Origin of the sequence: Amycolatopsis roodepoortensis, from assembly GCF_014873915.1 — a bacterium.
In the GTDB taxonomy this organism is placed as follows: Bacteria; Actinomycetota; Actinomycetes; order Mycobacteriales; family Pseudonocardiaceae; genus Amycolatopsis; species Amycolatopsis roodepoortensis.
On the sequence record NZ_JADBEJ010000004.1, the window covers coordinates 1261702 to 1278217 of the forward strand.

Annotated in this window: 5 protein-coding genes; 2 read left to right on the plus strand and 3 right to left on the minus strand. The window is 71.2% G+C overall.

Annotated features, from left to right (window positions below; translation table 11 throughout):
* Nucleotides 1–22: 22 nt before the first annotated feature.
* Entirely contained in the window at nucleotides 23–1300 is a 1278-nt protein-coding gene (locus H4W30_RS16630) for a cytochrome P450 (RefSeq protein WP_192743629.1), read from the minus strand.
* A 181-nt stretch (nucleotides 1301–1481) separates the two neighbouring features.
* On the opposite strand from H4W30_RS16630, the gene H4W30_RS16635 reads away from it, so the two are divergent.
* Together H4W30_RS16635 and H4W30_RS16640 are read left to right on the plus strand one after the other, a co-directional pair.
* Nucleotides 1482–13478, plus strand: a complete 11997-nt coding sequence (locus H4W30_RS16635) for a type I polyketide synthase (protein WP_192743630.1) — start codon at nucleotides 1482–1484, stop codon at nucleotides 13476–13478.
* Between the two features lie 19 nt (nucleotides 13479–13497).
* A complete protein-coding gene (locus tag H4W30_RS16640) occupies nucleotides 13498–13992 on the plus strand; it encodes a TIGR03618 family F420-dependent PPOX class oxidoreductase (RefSeq protein ID WP_225949358.1) in 495 nt (164 codons plus the stop codon).
* 75 nt (nucleotides 13993–14067) lie between these two features.
* Here H4W30_RS16640 and H4W30_RS16645 read toward each other — a convergent pair whose 3' ends face one another.
* Entirely contained in the window at nucleotides 14068–15258 is a 1191-nt protein-coding gene (locus H4W30_RS16645; RefSeq protein ID WP_192743631.1) for a cytochrome P450, read from the minus strand.
* Nucleotides 15251–16459, minus strand: coding sequence for an acyltransferase family protein (locus H4W30_RS16650; RefSeq protein ID WP_192743632.1), 1209 nt, complete (start codon nucleotides 16457–16459; stop codon nucleotides 15251–15253). The genes H4W30_RS16645 and H4W30_RS16650 overlap by 8 nt, the downstream gene beginning before the upstream one ends.
* Between the last annotated feature and the right edge of the window lie 57 nt (nucleotides 16460–16516).

Consider the following 16516-nt stretch of genomic DNA (forward strand, 5'->3'; position numbering starts at 1 on the left):
TTCGGTGTTGTCGCCGGAGGGCTCAGCGCGAGACGCGGACGGTCATCTTCCGCAGGCCGCGGACGACCACGTGGCGGCGGTATTCCAGCGAACCCTCGTCGACCTCGAAATCGGTGAAGCGTTCGGCGACGGCACGGAAGGAGAGTTCGGCTTCGAGCTTGGTGAGACTGGAACCGATGCAGAAATGCGGGCCCGCGCCGAAGGCCAGTTGCATGCGCTTGGTGGTACGGGAGATCAGGAACCGGTCCGCCTCGGGGAATTCGGCCTCGTCCCGGTTCGCGGCGGCGAGCAGGAGGATCACCACGGTCCCGGCGTCGACGTCGAGCCCGGCGACCGTGGTCGGGCTCAGCGCGACCCTGGCGGTCAGCTGGACCGGCGCGTCGTAACGGAGCACCTCGTCGGCCATCGGCGCGGCCAGCGCCGGGTCGGCCCGCAGCAGTGCCAGCTGGTCGCGATTGCGGTGCAGGGCGAGGATCCCGTTCGAGATGAGGTTCGTGACCGACTCGTGCGCGGCGGCGAACAACGTGACGAGCACGTTCGTCACCTCGTGCCGGGCGAGGGTCTGCCCGCGGTCCTCCGTCCGGATGAGACTGGACACGAGGTCGTCGCCCGGGTCGCGGCGGCGTTTGAAGATCAGGTCGGCGAAATAGGCGTGCATCGACGCGCACGTGCGGTCGACCACGGCCAGTTCCTCCGGCGAAAGCAGGCCCAGCCGCCGGAACCCGGCGACCAGCGTGGGAAGCTCGGTCGCGAGCGCGAGGTCGTCCGACCACTCCTTGAGAACGTCCACATCGGACATCGGGACGTCGAGGAGCTCGCAGATGATCCTGATGGAAAGCAGATTGGCGAAATCGCCGACCGCGTCGAATTCGGTCGCGCCGGCGATTTCCGAAAACAGTTCGTCGACGATGTTCTCGATCCACGGGCGGTAGCGCGCGGTGATCCTCGGCGTGAAGGCCTTCGAGATCAGCCGCCGCTGCCTGCCGTGGTCACCGCCGTCCATGAAGAAGATCGAGTCGAGAACCTGTTTCGCGCCACTGTTCGGCACCAGGCCACGCAAGCCGGGCGAGTCCAAGGTGTCGTTGCCCATCGCGGGATTCCGCATCACGTCGAGACAACTCGCGTAGTCGCCGACGACCACCGTGCCGTCCGGCGTCACGAGCGGGCTCGCGGCCCGCAGCCTGGCCAGGGTCGGATGCGGATCGATCCGCATCGCCGGGTCCAGCAGCACGTGGAGCGGATTCCCCGGTTCCGCCACCCGTTCGCGTTCGTCGAGCGAAGTCGTTCCGACGTCGGTCATTCTCAGCGCCCCCGGAGGTCGAGTCGATGGACGCCACTCTGCCCGCCGCGCCACCGGGGGCGCACCTCCGTCTTTGCTCCGCTGCCAGGCTCATGACCAGGTAATACCTCAGTTCTTCCGATGTGCCGGATGCGCCCGGAGAACTGGCTCGCGCTTCGGCGGCGGACGTAGTTTCGGAGCCATGTCCGCATATTCTGGTGGGGAAGTTTTCACGCGGTCCGGATCGGTCGCGATCGTCGGCATGGCCTGCCGGGTCGCGGGAGCGGCGGACGTTTCCGAGTTCTGGGACGTCCTGCGCGCGGCGAGGGACATGGTCACCGAGGTTCCCGGCGACCGCTGGGATTCCGGCGGTGCCGCCGGTTCGCGGCATGGCTCGTTCGTGGCGGACGTCGAGGAGTTCGACGCGGCGTTCTTCGGGGTGTCACCGCGCGAAGCGGCGGTGCTCGACCCGCAGCAGCGGCTCGCGCTCGAACTCGCCTGGGCGGCGATGGAAGACGCCCGCCTGGTCCCCGCCACGCTGCGCGGCCAGGACTGCGGCATGTTCCTCGGCGCGATGCGGGACGACTACGCGCGGCTGGCCCAGGAACTCGACGTGACCACCCAGCACAGTTTCACCGGCCTCCAGCGCGGGCTGATCGCCAACCGGGTGTCCTACTTCGCCGGCCTGCGCGGCCCGAGTATCACCGTCGACAGTGGACAGTCTTCGTCCCTGGTCGCCGTGCACCTGGCCACGCGGAGCCTGCTCTCCGGCGAATCCACCATCGCGCTGGCGGGCGGGGTGAACCTGAACCTGGTCCCGGCGAGCGCGCGCGAGGCCGAGAAGTTCGGCGGCCTGTCCGCGAGCGGCCGCTGCCGCACCTTCGACGCGGCCGCGGACGGCTTCGTGCGGGGCGAAGGCGGCGGCATCGTCGTGCTCAAACCGCTGGACGCCGCGATCGCCGACGGCGACCGGATCTACGCGGTGATCGCGGGCAGCGCGGTCAACAACGACGGCGGCGGCGCCGGCCTCACCGTGCCCGACCGGGCAGCCCAGGAACAGGTACTGGCCCAGGCACTCGAAAGCACCGGTCTCGCCCCGGACGACGTCGGCTACGTCGAACTGCACGGGACCGGGACCAAGGTCGGCGACCCGATCGAGGCCGCGGCACTGGGCGCCGTATACGGCCGTGACCGGTCGGCACCGTTGCCCGTGGGGTCGGTGAAGACGAACCTCGGACATCTCGAGGCCGCGGCCGGGGTGATCGGGCTGATCAAGGCGACCCTCGCCGTCCACCACGGGGAAATCCCGCCCAGCCTGCACTTCCGCGAGCCGAATCCGCGGATTCCGTTGGAAGACTTGAAGTTGCGCGTCTGTACCGAAGCGACCGCCTGGGACGGCGACGAACGTGCCGCCGGTGTCACCTCGCTCGGGATGGGCGGCACGAACTGTCACGTCGTGCTCGGCGCGGCTCCGGAGACTGCACCGCGCACCACCGTAACCGCTCCGCCGTCCGCGGCTTGCGTGGTTTCCGGCCGGACACCGGCCGCGCTGCGCGCACAGGTCGCCAGGCTGAAGGCGCATCTCCTCACACGCCCGGACCAGGACTTCGCGGAGATCGCCTGGTCGCTGGCCACCACGCGGACCGCCTTCGAGTACCGGGCCGCCGTCGTCGCGGGCGATCGGGCGGAGCTGCTGGCCGCGCTGGACGAGGTGGACACCGAGGTGCCGGAAGCCGATCCCGGCTGGTCCGCGGAGCTGCGGTTCGGCTCGGCGCCCGTCGACTTCGGCGATTCACCCGACGTGTTCCCGGCGTTCGCCACGGCGTTCGACGAAGCTCTCGCGCTCTTCGGCGACCGGAGCGGGGACCCGGCGGCCCGGACCTTCGCTTCCCAGGTCGCGACCCACCGGCTGCTGACCGCCTCGGGAATCGAGCCGGAATCCGTTTCCGGCGAGGGGATCGGCGGGTTCGCGGCGGCGTATGTCACCCGGACGATCCCGGCGGACGAGGTGGCCGAAGCGGTTCTCACCGCGCCTGAACGCGCGGGCGAACCCGTCGTGCTCCTTTCCTCGGGCGGACGGGAAATCCCGCTCGGGCCTGGCGCCAGGGCCTTCCTCGCCGCGGTGGCTTCCGCGTACGTCGAAGGCGCTTCCGTGGACTGGACCGCGCTGTTCCCCGGCGGACGACCGGCGACCGTGGACCTTCCCGGTTACGCCTTCCAGCGCGAACGCCACTGGCTCGACACGCTCCCCTCCGCCGACGCGGCGTCCACAGTGGACATCGAGCACACGATCGCCGGGGCCGTGCTCGGCCACGCGGCGGCGGTGCTCGGACTCGACGACGGGGAAGGCACTTCCCCCGGCCGTCTGTTCACCGAGCTGGGCTTCGACTCGATCATGGGCGCGGAACTGGCCAGGCGGCTCACCGAGGCGCTGGGCGTGACCGTGCCCGAGACGGTGATCTTCGACCACCCCACCCCCGAAGAACTGATCCGCCACCTGGGTTCGCTGCTGTCCGGCGAGGAACAGGAGCGCCGTCCCCCCGCGACGGTGTCCGAGCCCGCCGAGGCCCACGAGCCGATCGCCATCATCGGCATGGCCTGCGCATTCCCCGGCGGGGTGACCGATCCGGAAGGGCTCTGGCGGCTGGCGGCCGAAGGCACCGACGCGATCGGTGAACTCCCCCGCGACCGCGGCTGGGACGTCGACTCGCTCTACGACCCGGATCCGGGCAGGCAGGGGCATTCCGTCACCCGCAACGGCGGTTTCCTCTACGACGCGGCCGAATTCGACGCGGGGTTCTTCGGCATCTCGCCGCGGGAGGCGCTGACCACCGACCCGCAGCAGCGCCTGCTGCTGTCCGCCGCCTGGGAAGCGTTCGAGGACGCGGGAATCGTGCCGGCGAGCCTGCGCGGCAGCCGTACCGCGGTGTTCGCCGGTGTCATGCATCACGACTACGCGCCGCGCGTGCACACCGTGCCGGACGGACTCGAAGGGCACCTGATCACCGGGAACACCTCCAGCGTGGTCTCCGGGCGACTGTCCTATGTGTTCGGTCTGCACGGCCCTTCGGTGACGGTGGACACGGCCTGCTCCTCGTCGCTCACCGCGCTCCATCTCGCGGCGCGATCACTACGCTCGGGGGACAGCGATCTGGCGCTCGCCGGCGGTGTCACCGTGATGGCGACGCCGGAGATGTTCGTCGAGTTCTCCCGCCTGCGGGGCCTCGCCCCGGACGGCCGCTGCAAGTCCTTCTCCACGTCGGCGGACGGCACCGCATGGGCGGAAGGCGTCGGTGTGCTCGTGGTCGAGCGGCTCTCCGACGCACGACGGAACGGACACCGCGTACTCGCCCTGCTGCGGGGCTCGGCGGTCAACTCCGACGGCGCTTCGAACGGGCTCTCCGCGCCGAGCGGCCCGGCGCAGGAGCGGGTGATCCTGGACGCGCTCGCCGACGCGGGTCTTCGTGCCTCGGACGTGGACGCCGTCGAGGCGCACGGCACGGGCACCACCCTCGGCGACCCGATCGAGGCGCAGGCGCTGCTCGCCACCTACGGCCAGGCACGCCCGGCGGGCCGTCCGCTGCTGCTCGGTTCGCTCAAGTCGAACCTCGGCCACGCCCAGGCCGCGGCCGGCGTCGGCGGCGTGATCAAGATGGTCCAGGCGATGCGGCACGGAATACTGCCGAAACTGCTGCACCTGGACGAGCCGACCCGGCACGTGGACTGGTCGGCGGGCCGGGTCGAACTGCTCGCGGAGCACACGCCGTGGCCGGACACCGGCCGCAAGCGCCGTGCCGCGGTGTCGTCGTTCGGGATCAGCGGGACCAACGCCCACGTCGTACTCGAAGAGGCCCCGGACGAGCCCGGAACGGCCGCGCGGACCGCTTCGGTGGTACCGCTGATGCTTTCGGCGAACGGCGAAGAAGCGCTGAAGGACCAAGCGGGACGGCTTCGCGACCGCCTCGAAGCCGACCCCGGGCTCGACGTCTACGACGCCGGTTTCACCTTGGCGGGCGCGAGGACCCGTTTCGCTCATCGGGCGGCCGTGGTGGGAAGCGATCGCGAGGAACTCCTCCGCGGCCTCACCGCGCTCGCCGCCGGGGAATCGGCGGCGGAGGTCCTCACCGGCGCGGACAAGGCCGATCCGCGGCCGGTGTTCGTGTTCCCCGGCCAGGGCAGCCAATGGGTCGGGATGGCCAAGGAACTGCTGGACACCAGCCCGGTGTTCGCCGAACGCATGGCGGACTGCGGACGGGCGCTCGAACCACACGTGGACTGGCTCCTGCCGGAGGCGCTGGCCGACAAGGCCGCGCTGGACCGGGTCGACGTCGTCCAGCCGGTGCTGTGGGCGGTGATGGTCTCGATCGCCGCGCTGTGGGAGTCGCACGGGGTGCGGCCCGCCGCCGTCGTCGGCCATTCGCAAGGCGAGATCGCGGCGGCGACCGCGGCCGGCGCATTGTCCCTTGAGGACGGCGCGCGAGTGGTCGCGTTGCGCAGCAAGGCGATCCGGGCGATCTCCGGCCGCGGCGGGATGCTTTCGGTGGCACTGCCGCGGGCGGAGGCCGGGCGGAGGATCGAGCGCTGGAACGGCCGGGTGTCGATCGCGGCGGCGAACGGGCCGTCGGCGACGGTGCTCTCGGGCGATCCGGCCGCGCTGGACGAATTGGCCGCGGAACTCGGCGAAGCGGGCGTCCGGGTCAGGCGGCTTCCGGTCGACTACGCGTCCCATTCCGCCCATGTCGAGGAACTCCACGCTCCGCTGCTCGAACTGCTCGCGGAGCTGGCTCCGCGAACTAGCGGAATACCGTTCCATTCGACGTTGACCGGCGGCCTGATCGACACCGCCGTCCTGGACGCGGGATACTGGTACCGGAACCTCCGGAACCCGGTCGAGTTCGACCGGGTGATCCGGGCGCTGGCGGACGAAGGACACGCGCTGTTCGTCGAATGCAGCCCGCATCCCGTGCTCACCGTGGGACTCCAGGAAATCCTGGACGAGTCGGCGCGGGAGGGTGTCGCGCTGGGTTCCTTGAGGCGGGGCGAAGGCGGCCTCCCCCGCTTCCGGCGCTCGCTCGCCGAAGCGGCGGTGTACGGGGCCGACGTCGGGTGGGACACCGTCTTCCCCGGGGGCAGGCTCGTGTCGTTGCCCGCCTATGCCTTCCAGACGGAGCGTTTCTGGCTCACGCCCTCCACAGGGGCCGCCGGGTCGGCGTCGCTGGGCCTGCGGGACGCGGGCCATCCCCTGCTCGGCGCCATGGTGACCCTCGCGGACGGCGACGGATCGCTGTGGACCGGCAGGCTTTCGCTGTCGACCCATCCTTGGCTGGCCGACCACGCCGTGAACGGCACTGTTCTCCTGCCCGGAGCGGCCTTCGTGGAGCTGGCTTTGCACGCCGGTGACCGGATCGGCTGCCGCCGGGTGGACGAGCTGGCCTTGGAGAGCCCGCTGATCATCCCGGCCGACGGCGCCGTCGAAATCCAGCTCGCGGTCACCGCGGGCGAACCAGGACGACGAAGCTTCACCGTCCACTCGCGGCCCGCGGATTCCGACGGCGAATCGGGCTGGGTCCGCCACGCCACCGGGTCCCTCGCCACTCCCACCGCACCCGCGCGGGATCCGCGAGAGTGGCCGCCGCCGGGAGCGGAACCCGTCGACCTGGACGGGGCTTACGCGCGCCTCGCCGACATCGGTTACGAATACGGCCCCGCTTTCCAGGGACTTCGCGCCTTGTGGCGGCTCGGCGAGGAGCTGTACGCGGAGGTCGCGCTGCCAGGCGAATCGACTGAAGGATTCGGCATCCACCCCGCGCTGCTCGACGCTTCCCTGCACGCGATCCTCGCCGGCCGGACGGGCGACGACACCGTCCGGCTTCCCTTCGCCTGGACGTCGGTCGATCTTCACGCCACCGGCTCGACCTTCCTCCGGGTGCACGTCACCCCGGCTGGAGACGACGCGGTCACCCTGACCCTGTCCGACGGGGCGGGCGATCCCGTCGCGACGATCGAATCGCTCACCCTCCGGCAGGTCGACCTCGCCAAGCTCGCCGGGCCGCGGGCGAATCGCACCCTGCTGCGGGTGGACTGGATCCCGGCTCCGGAGGCACGGGCGGAGACCCCCTCGTTCGCCGTCTTCGACGATCTTGCCGCGCTGCGCGCTTCACTCGCCGACGGCGGGGCACTGCCCGATCTCGTCGGTGTCCATTGTGGACCCGAAGGCTCCTCGGTGGATCCGCGCGCCGTCACGATCGAGGCATTGGACCTGGTGCGGGACTGGATCACCGACGAGGCCTTCAGCGACGCGAAGCTCGTCGTGCTCACCCGGCGGGCGATCGCCACCACCGCGGACGACCCGCCGGAAACCACCGGTTCGCCGGTGTGGGGACTGGTCCGCGCCGCACAGTCGGAAGCACCGGATCGCGTGCTGATCGCCGACCTCGACCACGAAAGCACACCGGAACAGGCGCTCGCCGCGGGAGAACCGCAGTCGGCGGTCCGCGGCGGCCGGGTGCTCGTGCCCCGGCTCGTCAGGGCGACCGAACCCACCGAGCAGCGGGAAAGGCCGTTCGATCCCGACGGGACGGTGCTCGTCACCGGCGGCGTCGGCAGCCTCGGCCGGCTGATCGCCCGGCATCTCGTCACCGGACACGGGGTACGTCACCTGCTGCTCACCGGCCGCAGCGGCCTGGACACCGAAGGCGCCGGTGAGCTGGTCGCCGAGCTGACCAAGGCAGGCGCGCGAGTGACCGTGACCGCCTGCGACGTCGCCGACCGCGACCGGCTGGCCGGGGTGCTCGGCGCCATCCCCGCCGAACACCCGCTGACCGCGATCGTCCACGCCGCCGGGGTACTGGACGACGGAACGGTCGAATCGCTCACCGAGTCCAATGTGGACACCGTGTTCCGGCCGAAGGTCGACGGCGCGCGGAATCTGCACGAGCTCACCGAGGGGCTGGACCTCGCCGCGTTCGTGCTGTTCTCCTCGATCGCGGGCATCATCGGCAACGCCGGCCAGGCGAACTACGCGGCGGCGAACAGCTACCTCGACGCCCTCGCCCACCGTCGCCGCGCGCTCGGCCTGCCCGCGACGTCGCTCGCCTGGGGGCTGTGGGCGCTCGACACGGGAATGACCGGGCATCTGTCCGAGACCGACGTCGCCCGGATGGCCCGCCGCGGCCTGCTTCCGCTGTCCACCGACCAGGGGCTCGCGGCGTTCGACGCCGCGCTCACCGGCGGCCCCGCCCTGCTGGTCCCCGCGCGCCTCGACGTCACCGCCCTGCGCGACCAGCGTTCGCCGTTGTTCTCCGCACTTGCCGCGCCCTCTCGGCGCGTGGCGGCCGCCACCCGGGAAACGGGCGCGGCCGGGCCCTCGCTGCCGCCGGAGCGGGACGACAAGGCGATGAACGAACTCGTCCGCCGTACCGTCGCGGCGGTACTCGGCCACACCACGAAGGACTCGGTGGTGAGCGACCGGGCGTTCCAGGACCTCGGTTTCGACTCCCTCACCGGCCTCGAACTGCGTAACAGGCTCGGGGAGGCGGTCGGGCTGCGGCTGCCCGCGACCCTGGTCTTCGACCATCCGACCCCCGGCGCGCTGGCCGGGTACCTCGCGGGCAGGTTCTGGGGCGAGAGCGCACCACGAGCCGCCGAGAGCACTCCCGCGCCGGTCCGCGCCGTCGACGACGACCCCATCGTGATCGTCGGCGCGGGCTGCCGGTACCCGGGCGGGGTGGAATCCGCGAAGGACCTGTGGGAGGTGTTCGCCCAGGGCCGCGACGTGATTTCGGAGTTCCCCGCCGACCGGGGCTGGGATCTGGGCGGGATCTACGACCCGGATCCCGAGACACCGGGCAAGTCCTACGTCCGGCACGGCGGATTCCTCACCACGGCGACGGAATTCGACGCGGAGTTCTTCGGGCTGTCGCCGCGTGAGGCGCTCGTGATGGATCCTCAGCACCGGTTGCTCCTCGAGGTCTCCTGGCACGCGCTGGAATCGGCGGGGATCGATCCGGCCGCGCTGCGCGGCAGCCGGACCGGTGTCTTCACCGGCATCATGGGCGGGGACTACGCGCTCCCGCTCGCCGAACTGCCGGAAGACCTCGTCGGCCAGGTGTCGGTGGCCAACGCCGGCAGTGTCGCCTCCGGCCGGGTGTCGTACGTGTTCGGCTTCGAGGGGCCGGCGATCACCCTGGACACGGCGTGTTCGTCCTCGCTGGTGGCGATGCACCTGGCCGCCCAGTCCCTGCGCAACGGGGAGAGCGAACTCGCCCTCGCCGGTGGCGCCACGGTGATGGCCACCCCGAAGCTGTTCGTGGAGTTCTCCGAGCAACGCGGCCTCGCCCCGGACGGGCGGTGCAAGCCTTTCTCCGCCGACGCCGACGGCACCGCCTGGGCCGAGGGCGCCGGGATCGTCGTCCTGGAGAAGCTGTCGGACGCCCGGCGCAACGGCCACCCCGTCCTGGCGATCCTCAAGGGCTCCGCGATCAACTCCGACGGCGCGTCCAACGGGCTCACCGCGCCGAGCGGACGGGCACAGCAGCGCGTCATCACCGGCGCCCTCGCCGACGCCGGACTGTCCACACAGGACATAGACGTGGTCGAAGCGCACGGCACCGGGACAACCCTCGGCGACCCCATCGAGGCGGGAGCGCTGCAAGCCACCTACGGGCAGGACAGGCGTTCCCCGTTGCTCGTCGGTTCCGCGAAGGCCAACCTCGGCCACGCCCAGGCCGCCGCGGGAATCGCGGGCGTGCTCAAGATGATCGAGGCGATGCGCCACGGCACCCTGCCCGGGCTGCTCCACGACCGGCCCAGCACCCACCTCGACTGGAACGACGGCGGGATCGCGCTGATCACCGAACCGACGCCCTGGCCGGAGACGGACCGGCCGCGCCGCGCCGCCGTGTCCGCGTTCGGGATCAGCGGCACCAACGCGCACGTCATCCTGGAACAGCCCGAGCCGGAAGCCGCCGAACCCGCCCCTGCGCCAAGGGGACCGCTGGTCCCCTGGCTCCTCTCCGCGGCCTCGCCCGGCGCGCTGACGGAACAGGCGCGGCGGCTGGCGCGGCACGTCACGCCCGGCGGCGACGCGCTCGACCTGGCCCGGTCCCTGGCCACGACGCGGACCCGGCACCGTTACCGCGCGGCGGTGCTCGGCCGTGAAACCGCCGATCTGGTGACCGCGCTGACCGGTGCCGGACCGGCGGCCGCCCTGTTCACCGGCGAGGTCGCCGACGGGCCGGTCGCGCTGGTCTTCCCCGGTCAGGGCAGTCAGTACCCGGGTATGGCGAGCCGGCTGCGCGAGGACCTGCCCGGCTTCGCGGAGGCTTTCGACGAGGTCTGCGCGGAACTGGACCCGCACCTGGAACGCCCGCTCGCGGACATCGTGTTCGCCGCGCCGGGCACTCCGGAGGCGGCGCTGCTGGATCGCACCGACTTCACCCAGCCCGCCGTCTTCGCCGTCGAAGTGGCCGTGTTCCGGGTGCTGACCGGATTCGGGGTACGGCCGGGGCTGCTCGCCGGGCATTCGGTCGGCGAGATCGCCGCCGCGTACGCCGCGGGGGTGTTCTCGCTTCCGGACGCCGCCGCGCTGGTGGCCGCGCGAGGGCGGCTGATGCAGGCCCTGCCGGGCGGTGCGATGGCCGCCTTGCGCACGACTGAGCACGAGCTGGAAGACCTGCTCGCGAACCACCCTGGCCGGGTCGGGATCGCGGCCGTGAACGGTCCCGGCTCCGTGGTCGTCTCCGGTGACGAGGACGCCGTCCTGGCCCTGTCGGCGACCGTCACCGCGGCCGGCGGCCGGGCGACGCGGCTCGCGGTGAGCCACGCGTTCCACTCGCCGCACATGGATCCGATGCTGGCCGGCTTCCGGCGGATCCTGGACACGCTGGACTTCCGCCCGGCGGAGGTGCCGATCGTCTCGTGCGTGACCGGGGAACGGCTCGAACCGTCCGAAGCGAGCACCCCGGAGTACTGGGTACGGCACGCCAGGGAAACCGTCCGGTTCGGCGACGCCTTGCGCGTGATCGCCGCCGAAGGCGCCCACACCGTCGTCGAGACCGGCCCCGGCAACGCCCTCACCACGCTGGGACAGCAGGCTCTCGCCGACCATCCGATCGAACTCGTGTCCTGTCTCCGGCGCGGCCGGAACGAGACCGAGATGCTGGGCGCCGCGCTCGCGACGCTGTACACGCGAGGGGCCGACGTGGACTTCTCACCGTGGTACGAGGGCGGCCGCCGGGTGGATCTGCCCGGCTACGCCTTCCAGCGCAGGCGTTACTGGATCCATCGACGACAGTCCACGACGGACTCTTTGGCGGGCGAACCCGTGTGGCGGCTCAGGAACGCCGGGGTGCACCCGCTGCCGACCGGCGCCTGGCTGGTGATCGCCCCGCCGGGAGAAGACCTCGACGAACGGGTCGCCAAGGCGGACCGGGCATTGACCGAACGCGGCTGCGCGGTGCGGATCGTCCGGCACACCGGCTCCGACGGCTGGACGGACCGGCTCGCGGAGCACGCGGCGACCGCCCCTGGCGGGATCCTGTGGCTGGCGGGCGCCCGGGACACGACGGGTGTCGCGGCGACGGCGGACGTGCTCGCGCTCGTCCAAGCCCTGGAACGGACCTCGATCGAGGCGGCGGTCTGGGCGGTGACCACCGGCGCGGTCGCGATCGGACCCGCCGACCCGCCGCCGGACCCCTGGCAGGCGGGCGTCTGGGGGCTCGGCCGGGTGGTCGCGCTCGAAGCCCCGCACCGCTGGGGAGGGCTCATCGACCTGCCGCCGGAACCCGACGACGCCGGCTGGGCACATCTCTGCGAGGCGCTGACCTGTGACGACGGCGAAGACCACTTCGCGGTGCGGGCGAGCGGGCTCCACGTGCGACGGTTGAGGGCTCTCGAATTCCCGGAGACCGGGGCCGGCTGGCGGCCATCGGGCACGGTCCTGGTCACCGGCGGGCTCGGTGCGCTGGGCAAGCGGGTCGCCCGATGGCTGGCCGGACACGGCACACCGCATCTGGTCCTCGCCGGCCGTCGTGGCGCGGAGACGCCGGGAGCCGAAGAACTGCGCGCCGAACTGACCGCGCTCGGTGCCACCGTGACGATCGCCGCCTGCGACGTCGCCGATCGGGAAGCACTGCGAGCCCTGCTCGCCGAGCATCCGGTGACCGGTGTCGTGCACGCGGCCGGGCTCCTCGACGACGGCGTACTGGACGCCCAGTCCGCGCGACGGCTGGAGACGGTCTTCGAGGCGAAGGCCGGCGCCGCCTGGCATCTGCACGAACTGACCAGGGACCTGCCGCTCGAACAGTTCGTCCTGTTCTCCTCGATGGCGGGCACCTTCGGCGCTCCCGGTCAGGCCAACTACGCCGCGGCGAACGCCGCCGTCGACGCGATCGCCCAGCACCGGGCGGCGCTCGGGCTGCCCGCCACCGCGGTGGCTTGGGGACCGTGGGCGGAGGAGGGCATGGGGACCGCGGTCCCCGGACAGGGTCAGCACGAAGGTGTGTCGGGCATGAGCGCGGAGACCGCGCTGGCGGCGCTGGACCGCGCGCTCGCCCGCCCGGTGGCCGTGCAGACGGTCGGCGACGTCGACTGGGCCAGGTTCGCCCCCGTCCACACCGCGACCCGGGCCAGCCGGGTGTTCGACGAACTGGTGGAGGGACGGCGGGCGAACACGACGACGGCGGCGCCGGAGACGTCCCTGCGGGACCGGCTCGCCGGGCTCTCGGCCGAAGAACGCCGGACCGCCCTGCTCGGCCTCGTGGTGCGCTCGGTCGCCGCGGTCTCCGGTCACGAGGACGACGCGATCGGGGTGCACCAGCCGTTCCGCGACCTCGGGATGGACTCGCTCGCCGCGATCCAGCTCCGCAACCGGCTCAACGCGGAGACCGGCCTCCGGCTCGCCACCACCGTCGTCTACGAACAGCCGACCCCGGCCGGTCTCGCCGCGCACCTCGACGAGTGCCTTGGTGACGACAGGGCGGACGCGACGCGGGCCGTGCTCGCGAAACTCCAGGAGCTCGAAACCACTCTGTCCACTGTAGACATCGATGCCGAGATAGCCGGGAGACTCGAAGCGATGGCGCTCAAGGCGCGCCCGGCCTTGCCCGGCGACGACGACCTCGACTCGGCGTCGGAAGACGAACTGTTCGACCTCATCGACGACGTCCTCGCCTTCGACGACGACGCGTCAGCCGCCTGAGAAAAGGAAAGCAGGGAAAATGAGCACTGGTATCCGAGAACCATTGAAGGCAGGCCGTCCGCACATGCCCGGCTACGGCACCCAGCAGTGTGAAGCCGGGTTGCTGCCCTGGTCCTGGGCCGACGACAAACTCCGGGCCACGATGAACTACTGGGTCGCGACCGTCCGGCCCGACGGCAGGCCGCACGTGATGCCGGTATGGGCGGCCTGGGACGGCGAGGCCCTCTGGTTCGGCAGCACCCACACCTCGCGCAAGATGCGCAACCTGCGCGCCGACCCGCGCTGCACCGTCACCATCGACGACGCGCTCGACCCGGTCGTCCTCGACGGCGTCGCGGAGTTCGTCACGGACCCGGAGGCCATCGCCACGTTCGTCGAAACGGCCAACGCGAAGTACTCGTCGGCCTACAGCTACGACCCGGACGTCAACGCCGTCGTCGCGATCCGGCCGGCCTGGGCGTTCGGGATGCGGGCCGAGGACTTCACCGGGACGCCGACCCGGTGGCAGTGGTAGCCGGTCTCCCGGCTACCACATGACGAAGGGAGCTTTCCTCGCGTCTCACGCGGGGAAAGCTCCCTTCGTCTTTGCTCAGCGCAGGTTCAGCAGCAGCCGGGACGGCCGCTTGAAGGCGCTGTCGGTCCACTCGACCTCGTCCGGGTCCTCGGCGAGCGAGAGATCCGGATGCCGGTCGACGAAGGCGCCGATCAGTTCCTGCATCTCCATCCTCGCCAGGTTCGCGCCGAGGCAGAAGTGCACCCCGCGGCCGAAGGTCAGATGGGCCTTCTCGTCCCGGTCGAGGCGCAGCTCCCGCGGGGCGTCGTAGATCGCCGGATCGTAATTCGGCCCGACGAAGGACGCGACGACCGCCTCACCCTTGCGGATCGTCCCGGACGCCAGCTCGACGTCTTCCAACGCGACCCGCAGCGGAGCGCCGTCCCCCGGTACCTCGACGCGCAGCAGTTCCTCGACCGCGCTGGGGATCAGACCGGGCTCGGCGACCAGGCGGTCGTAGTGCTCACGCGGGGCCAGCAGCCGCAGGAACGCACGGGACAGCACCGATCCGGTCGTCTCGTGCCCGGCGAGGAACATGCCGATCGTGTTGCGCACCAGCTCGTCGTCGGTGAGCCGGTCGCCTTCGTACCGCGCTTGGATCATCGTCTGGAGCACGCCGTCGCCCGGCAGGTGGCGGACCTGTTCGATCAGTTCGACGCAGTACGCCGCGAACTCCATCAGCGCCGCGGTCTGCTCTTCGATCCCGAGGCCGCCGGACGGGAGCAGGAGATCCGACCAGTGCCGGATCCGCTCGGCGTCGATCCCCGGTACCCCCATCACCTCGCTGATCACCTCGACGGCGAACGGGAACGCGACCGTGCTCACCACGTCGACGACCGGGCCATCGAGCCCGTCGATCATCTTGTTCGCCATGGTGCGCACCCTTGGCCGCCACTCCTCGACCTTGCGCGGGGTCAGGGTCCCCGCCAGCAGGCGGCGCAGCCGGGTGTGGCGGGGCGGGTCCATGTTCATGATGATGTCGGGGTCGACGGTGAAATCGAGACCGTCGGCCTGCCTCGGCGCCCCCTCGTACGTGAGGTTCCGGCTGAATCGCTGGTCGCTGAGCACCTTGACGACGTCGTCGTACCGGACCGCGAGCCTCGCCACGTCGCCGCTCTGGAGCCGTACGTTGCCGAGCGGGCATTCCCGCAGGCGGTGCTCGTAGTCTTCGACGGGACGGCCCCGCGGGCCCTGCGGGAACGGGAAACTGTCGAGTTCTTCAGCCATGGTCTTCCATCCTCACCGTGGGTGCCGGTGCCGCGGTTTTCGCGGAAGCCGGATCTTGCCGATACACAACGAACCGCGGTCTGCGCCGGGTGGAGAAGCGCCGCATGACGGGTCGTTCCACGCCCGCGTAAAGCAGCCAGGACAAGACGAGCGTCACGCCGAAGAGCAGGGCGGTCACCCCCAGCGCCGCCGGTGTCCCCCATTCGTCCCCGATCCACCTCACCCCGAAGGTGAGCACGAGCCAATGCACCATGTAGAAGGCGAAGGAGACTTCACCGAGCCACACCATCCGGCGGCCGGCCAGGAAGGTCCGTTTCCCGTCACGGTCGGCCACCGCGCCCGCCGCGATGAGCAGGCCGAGGGGCACCACGGTGACCGCCGTCAGCTTGTAGGTCATCGGGAACAGCGGCGCCGTCGCGTAGGCGACCAGGGAAAGGGCGGCGGCCCAGCCGAATCCCAGCGGCAGGCGGCGCCCTTCCTGCACGACCCGCGCCAGCAGGATGCCGAACACGAAGTCGAGCAGGCGTACGGGGGCGAACGCGTAGACGAACCAGAACCGCGGTACCGAGGTCTCCGCGTACCAGAGGTAGGGCTCGTTCGGCAGGGAGGTCGCGGCGAGCGGGACGAGCAGGATCAGCGCGACGACCACGCCCACCCAAAACCACAGCCGGTCCGGCCGGATCCGGCGGATGTACCGGAACAGCAAGGGGAACGACAGGTAGAACAGCACTTCGCAGGAAAGGGACCACGAGACGATGTTGAAGCCGCCGTTGACCGGCGCCCAGGCCTGCAGCAACGACAGGTTCAGCGCCGCTGTCCCGATGTCGAAGGTCTCGTTCGCGACGAAGCCCAGCAGCAACGCCGCCGCGACGAAGGTGACGACGTGGTTCGGGTAGATCTTGAAGAACCGACGCCGCCAGAACGTCCGTGCCGTGTCCTTCTCCCGTGCGGACCAGGCCAGCACGAATCCGCTGAGCACGAAGAAGAATCCGACGCCGGTGAAACCGCCCTGGATGAACATCGCCGTCATCGACTTCTGGACGCCGTCGTCGGCGAACAGGTTCTCCAGGGTGAGATGGGAGAGAAAGACCGCGAGCGCGGCGATGAAGCGCATCCCGGTCAGCGACGGCAGGCGTGCGGCCTGCGCGTTTCGCGCCGCCCGGCGGCCCGATCCGGCCGCGGGCGAAAGGGAAATGTCCATGTCCCCATCGTCAGCGACCGCTCTTCACCAGGGCATCTCCGCCGGTGCGGAGCTGAT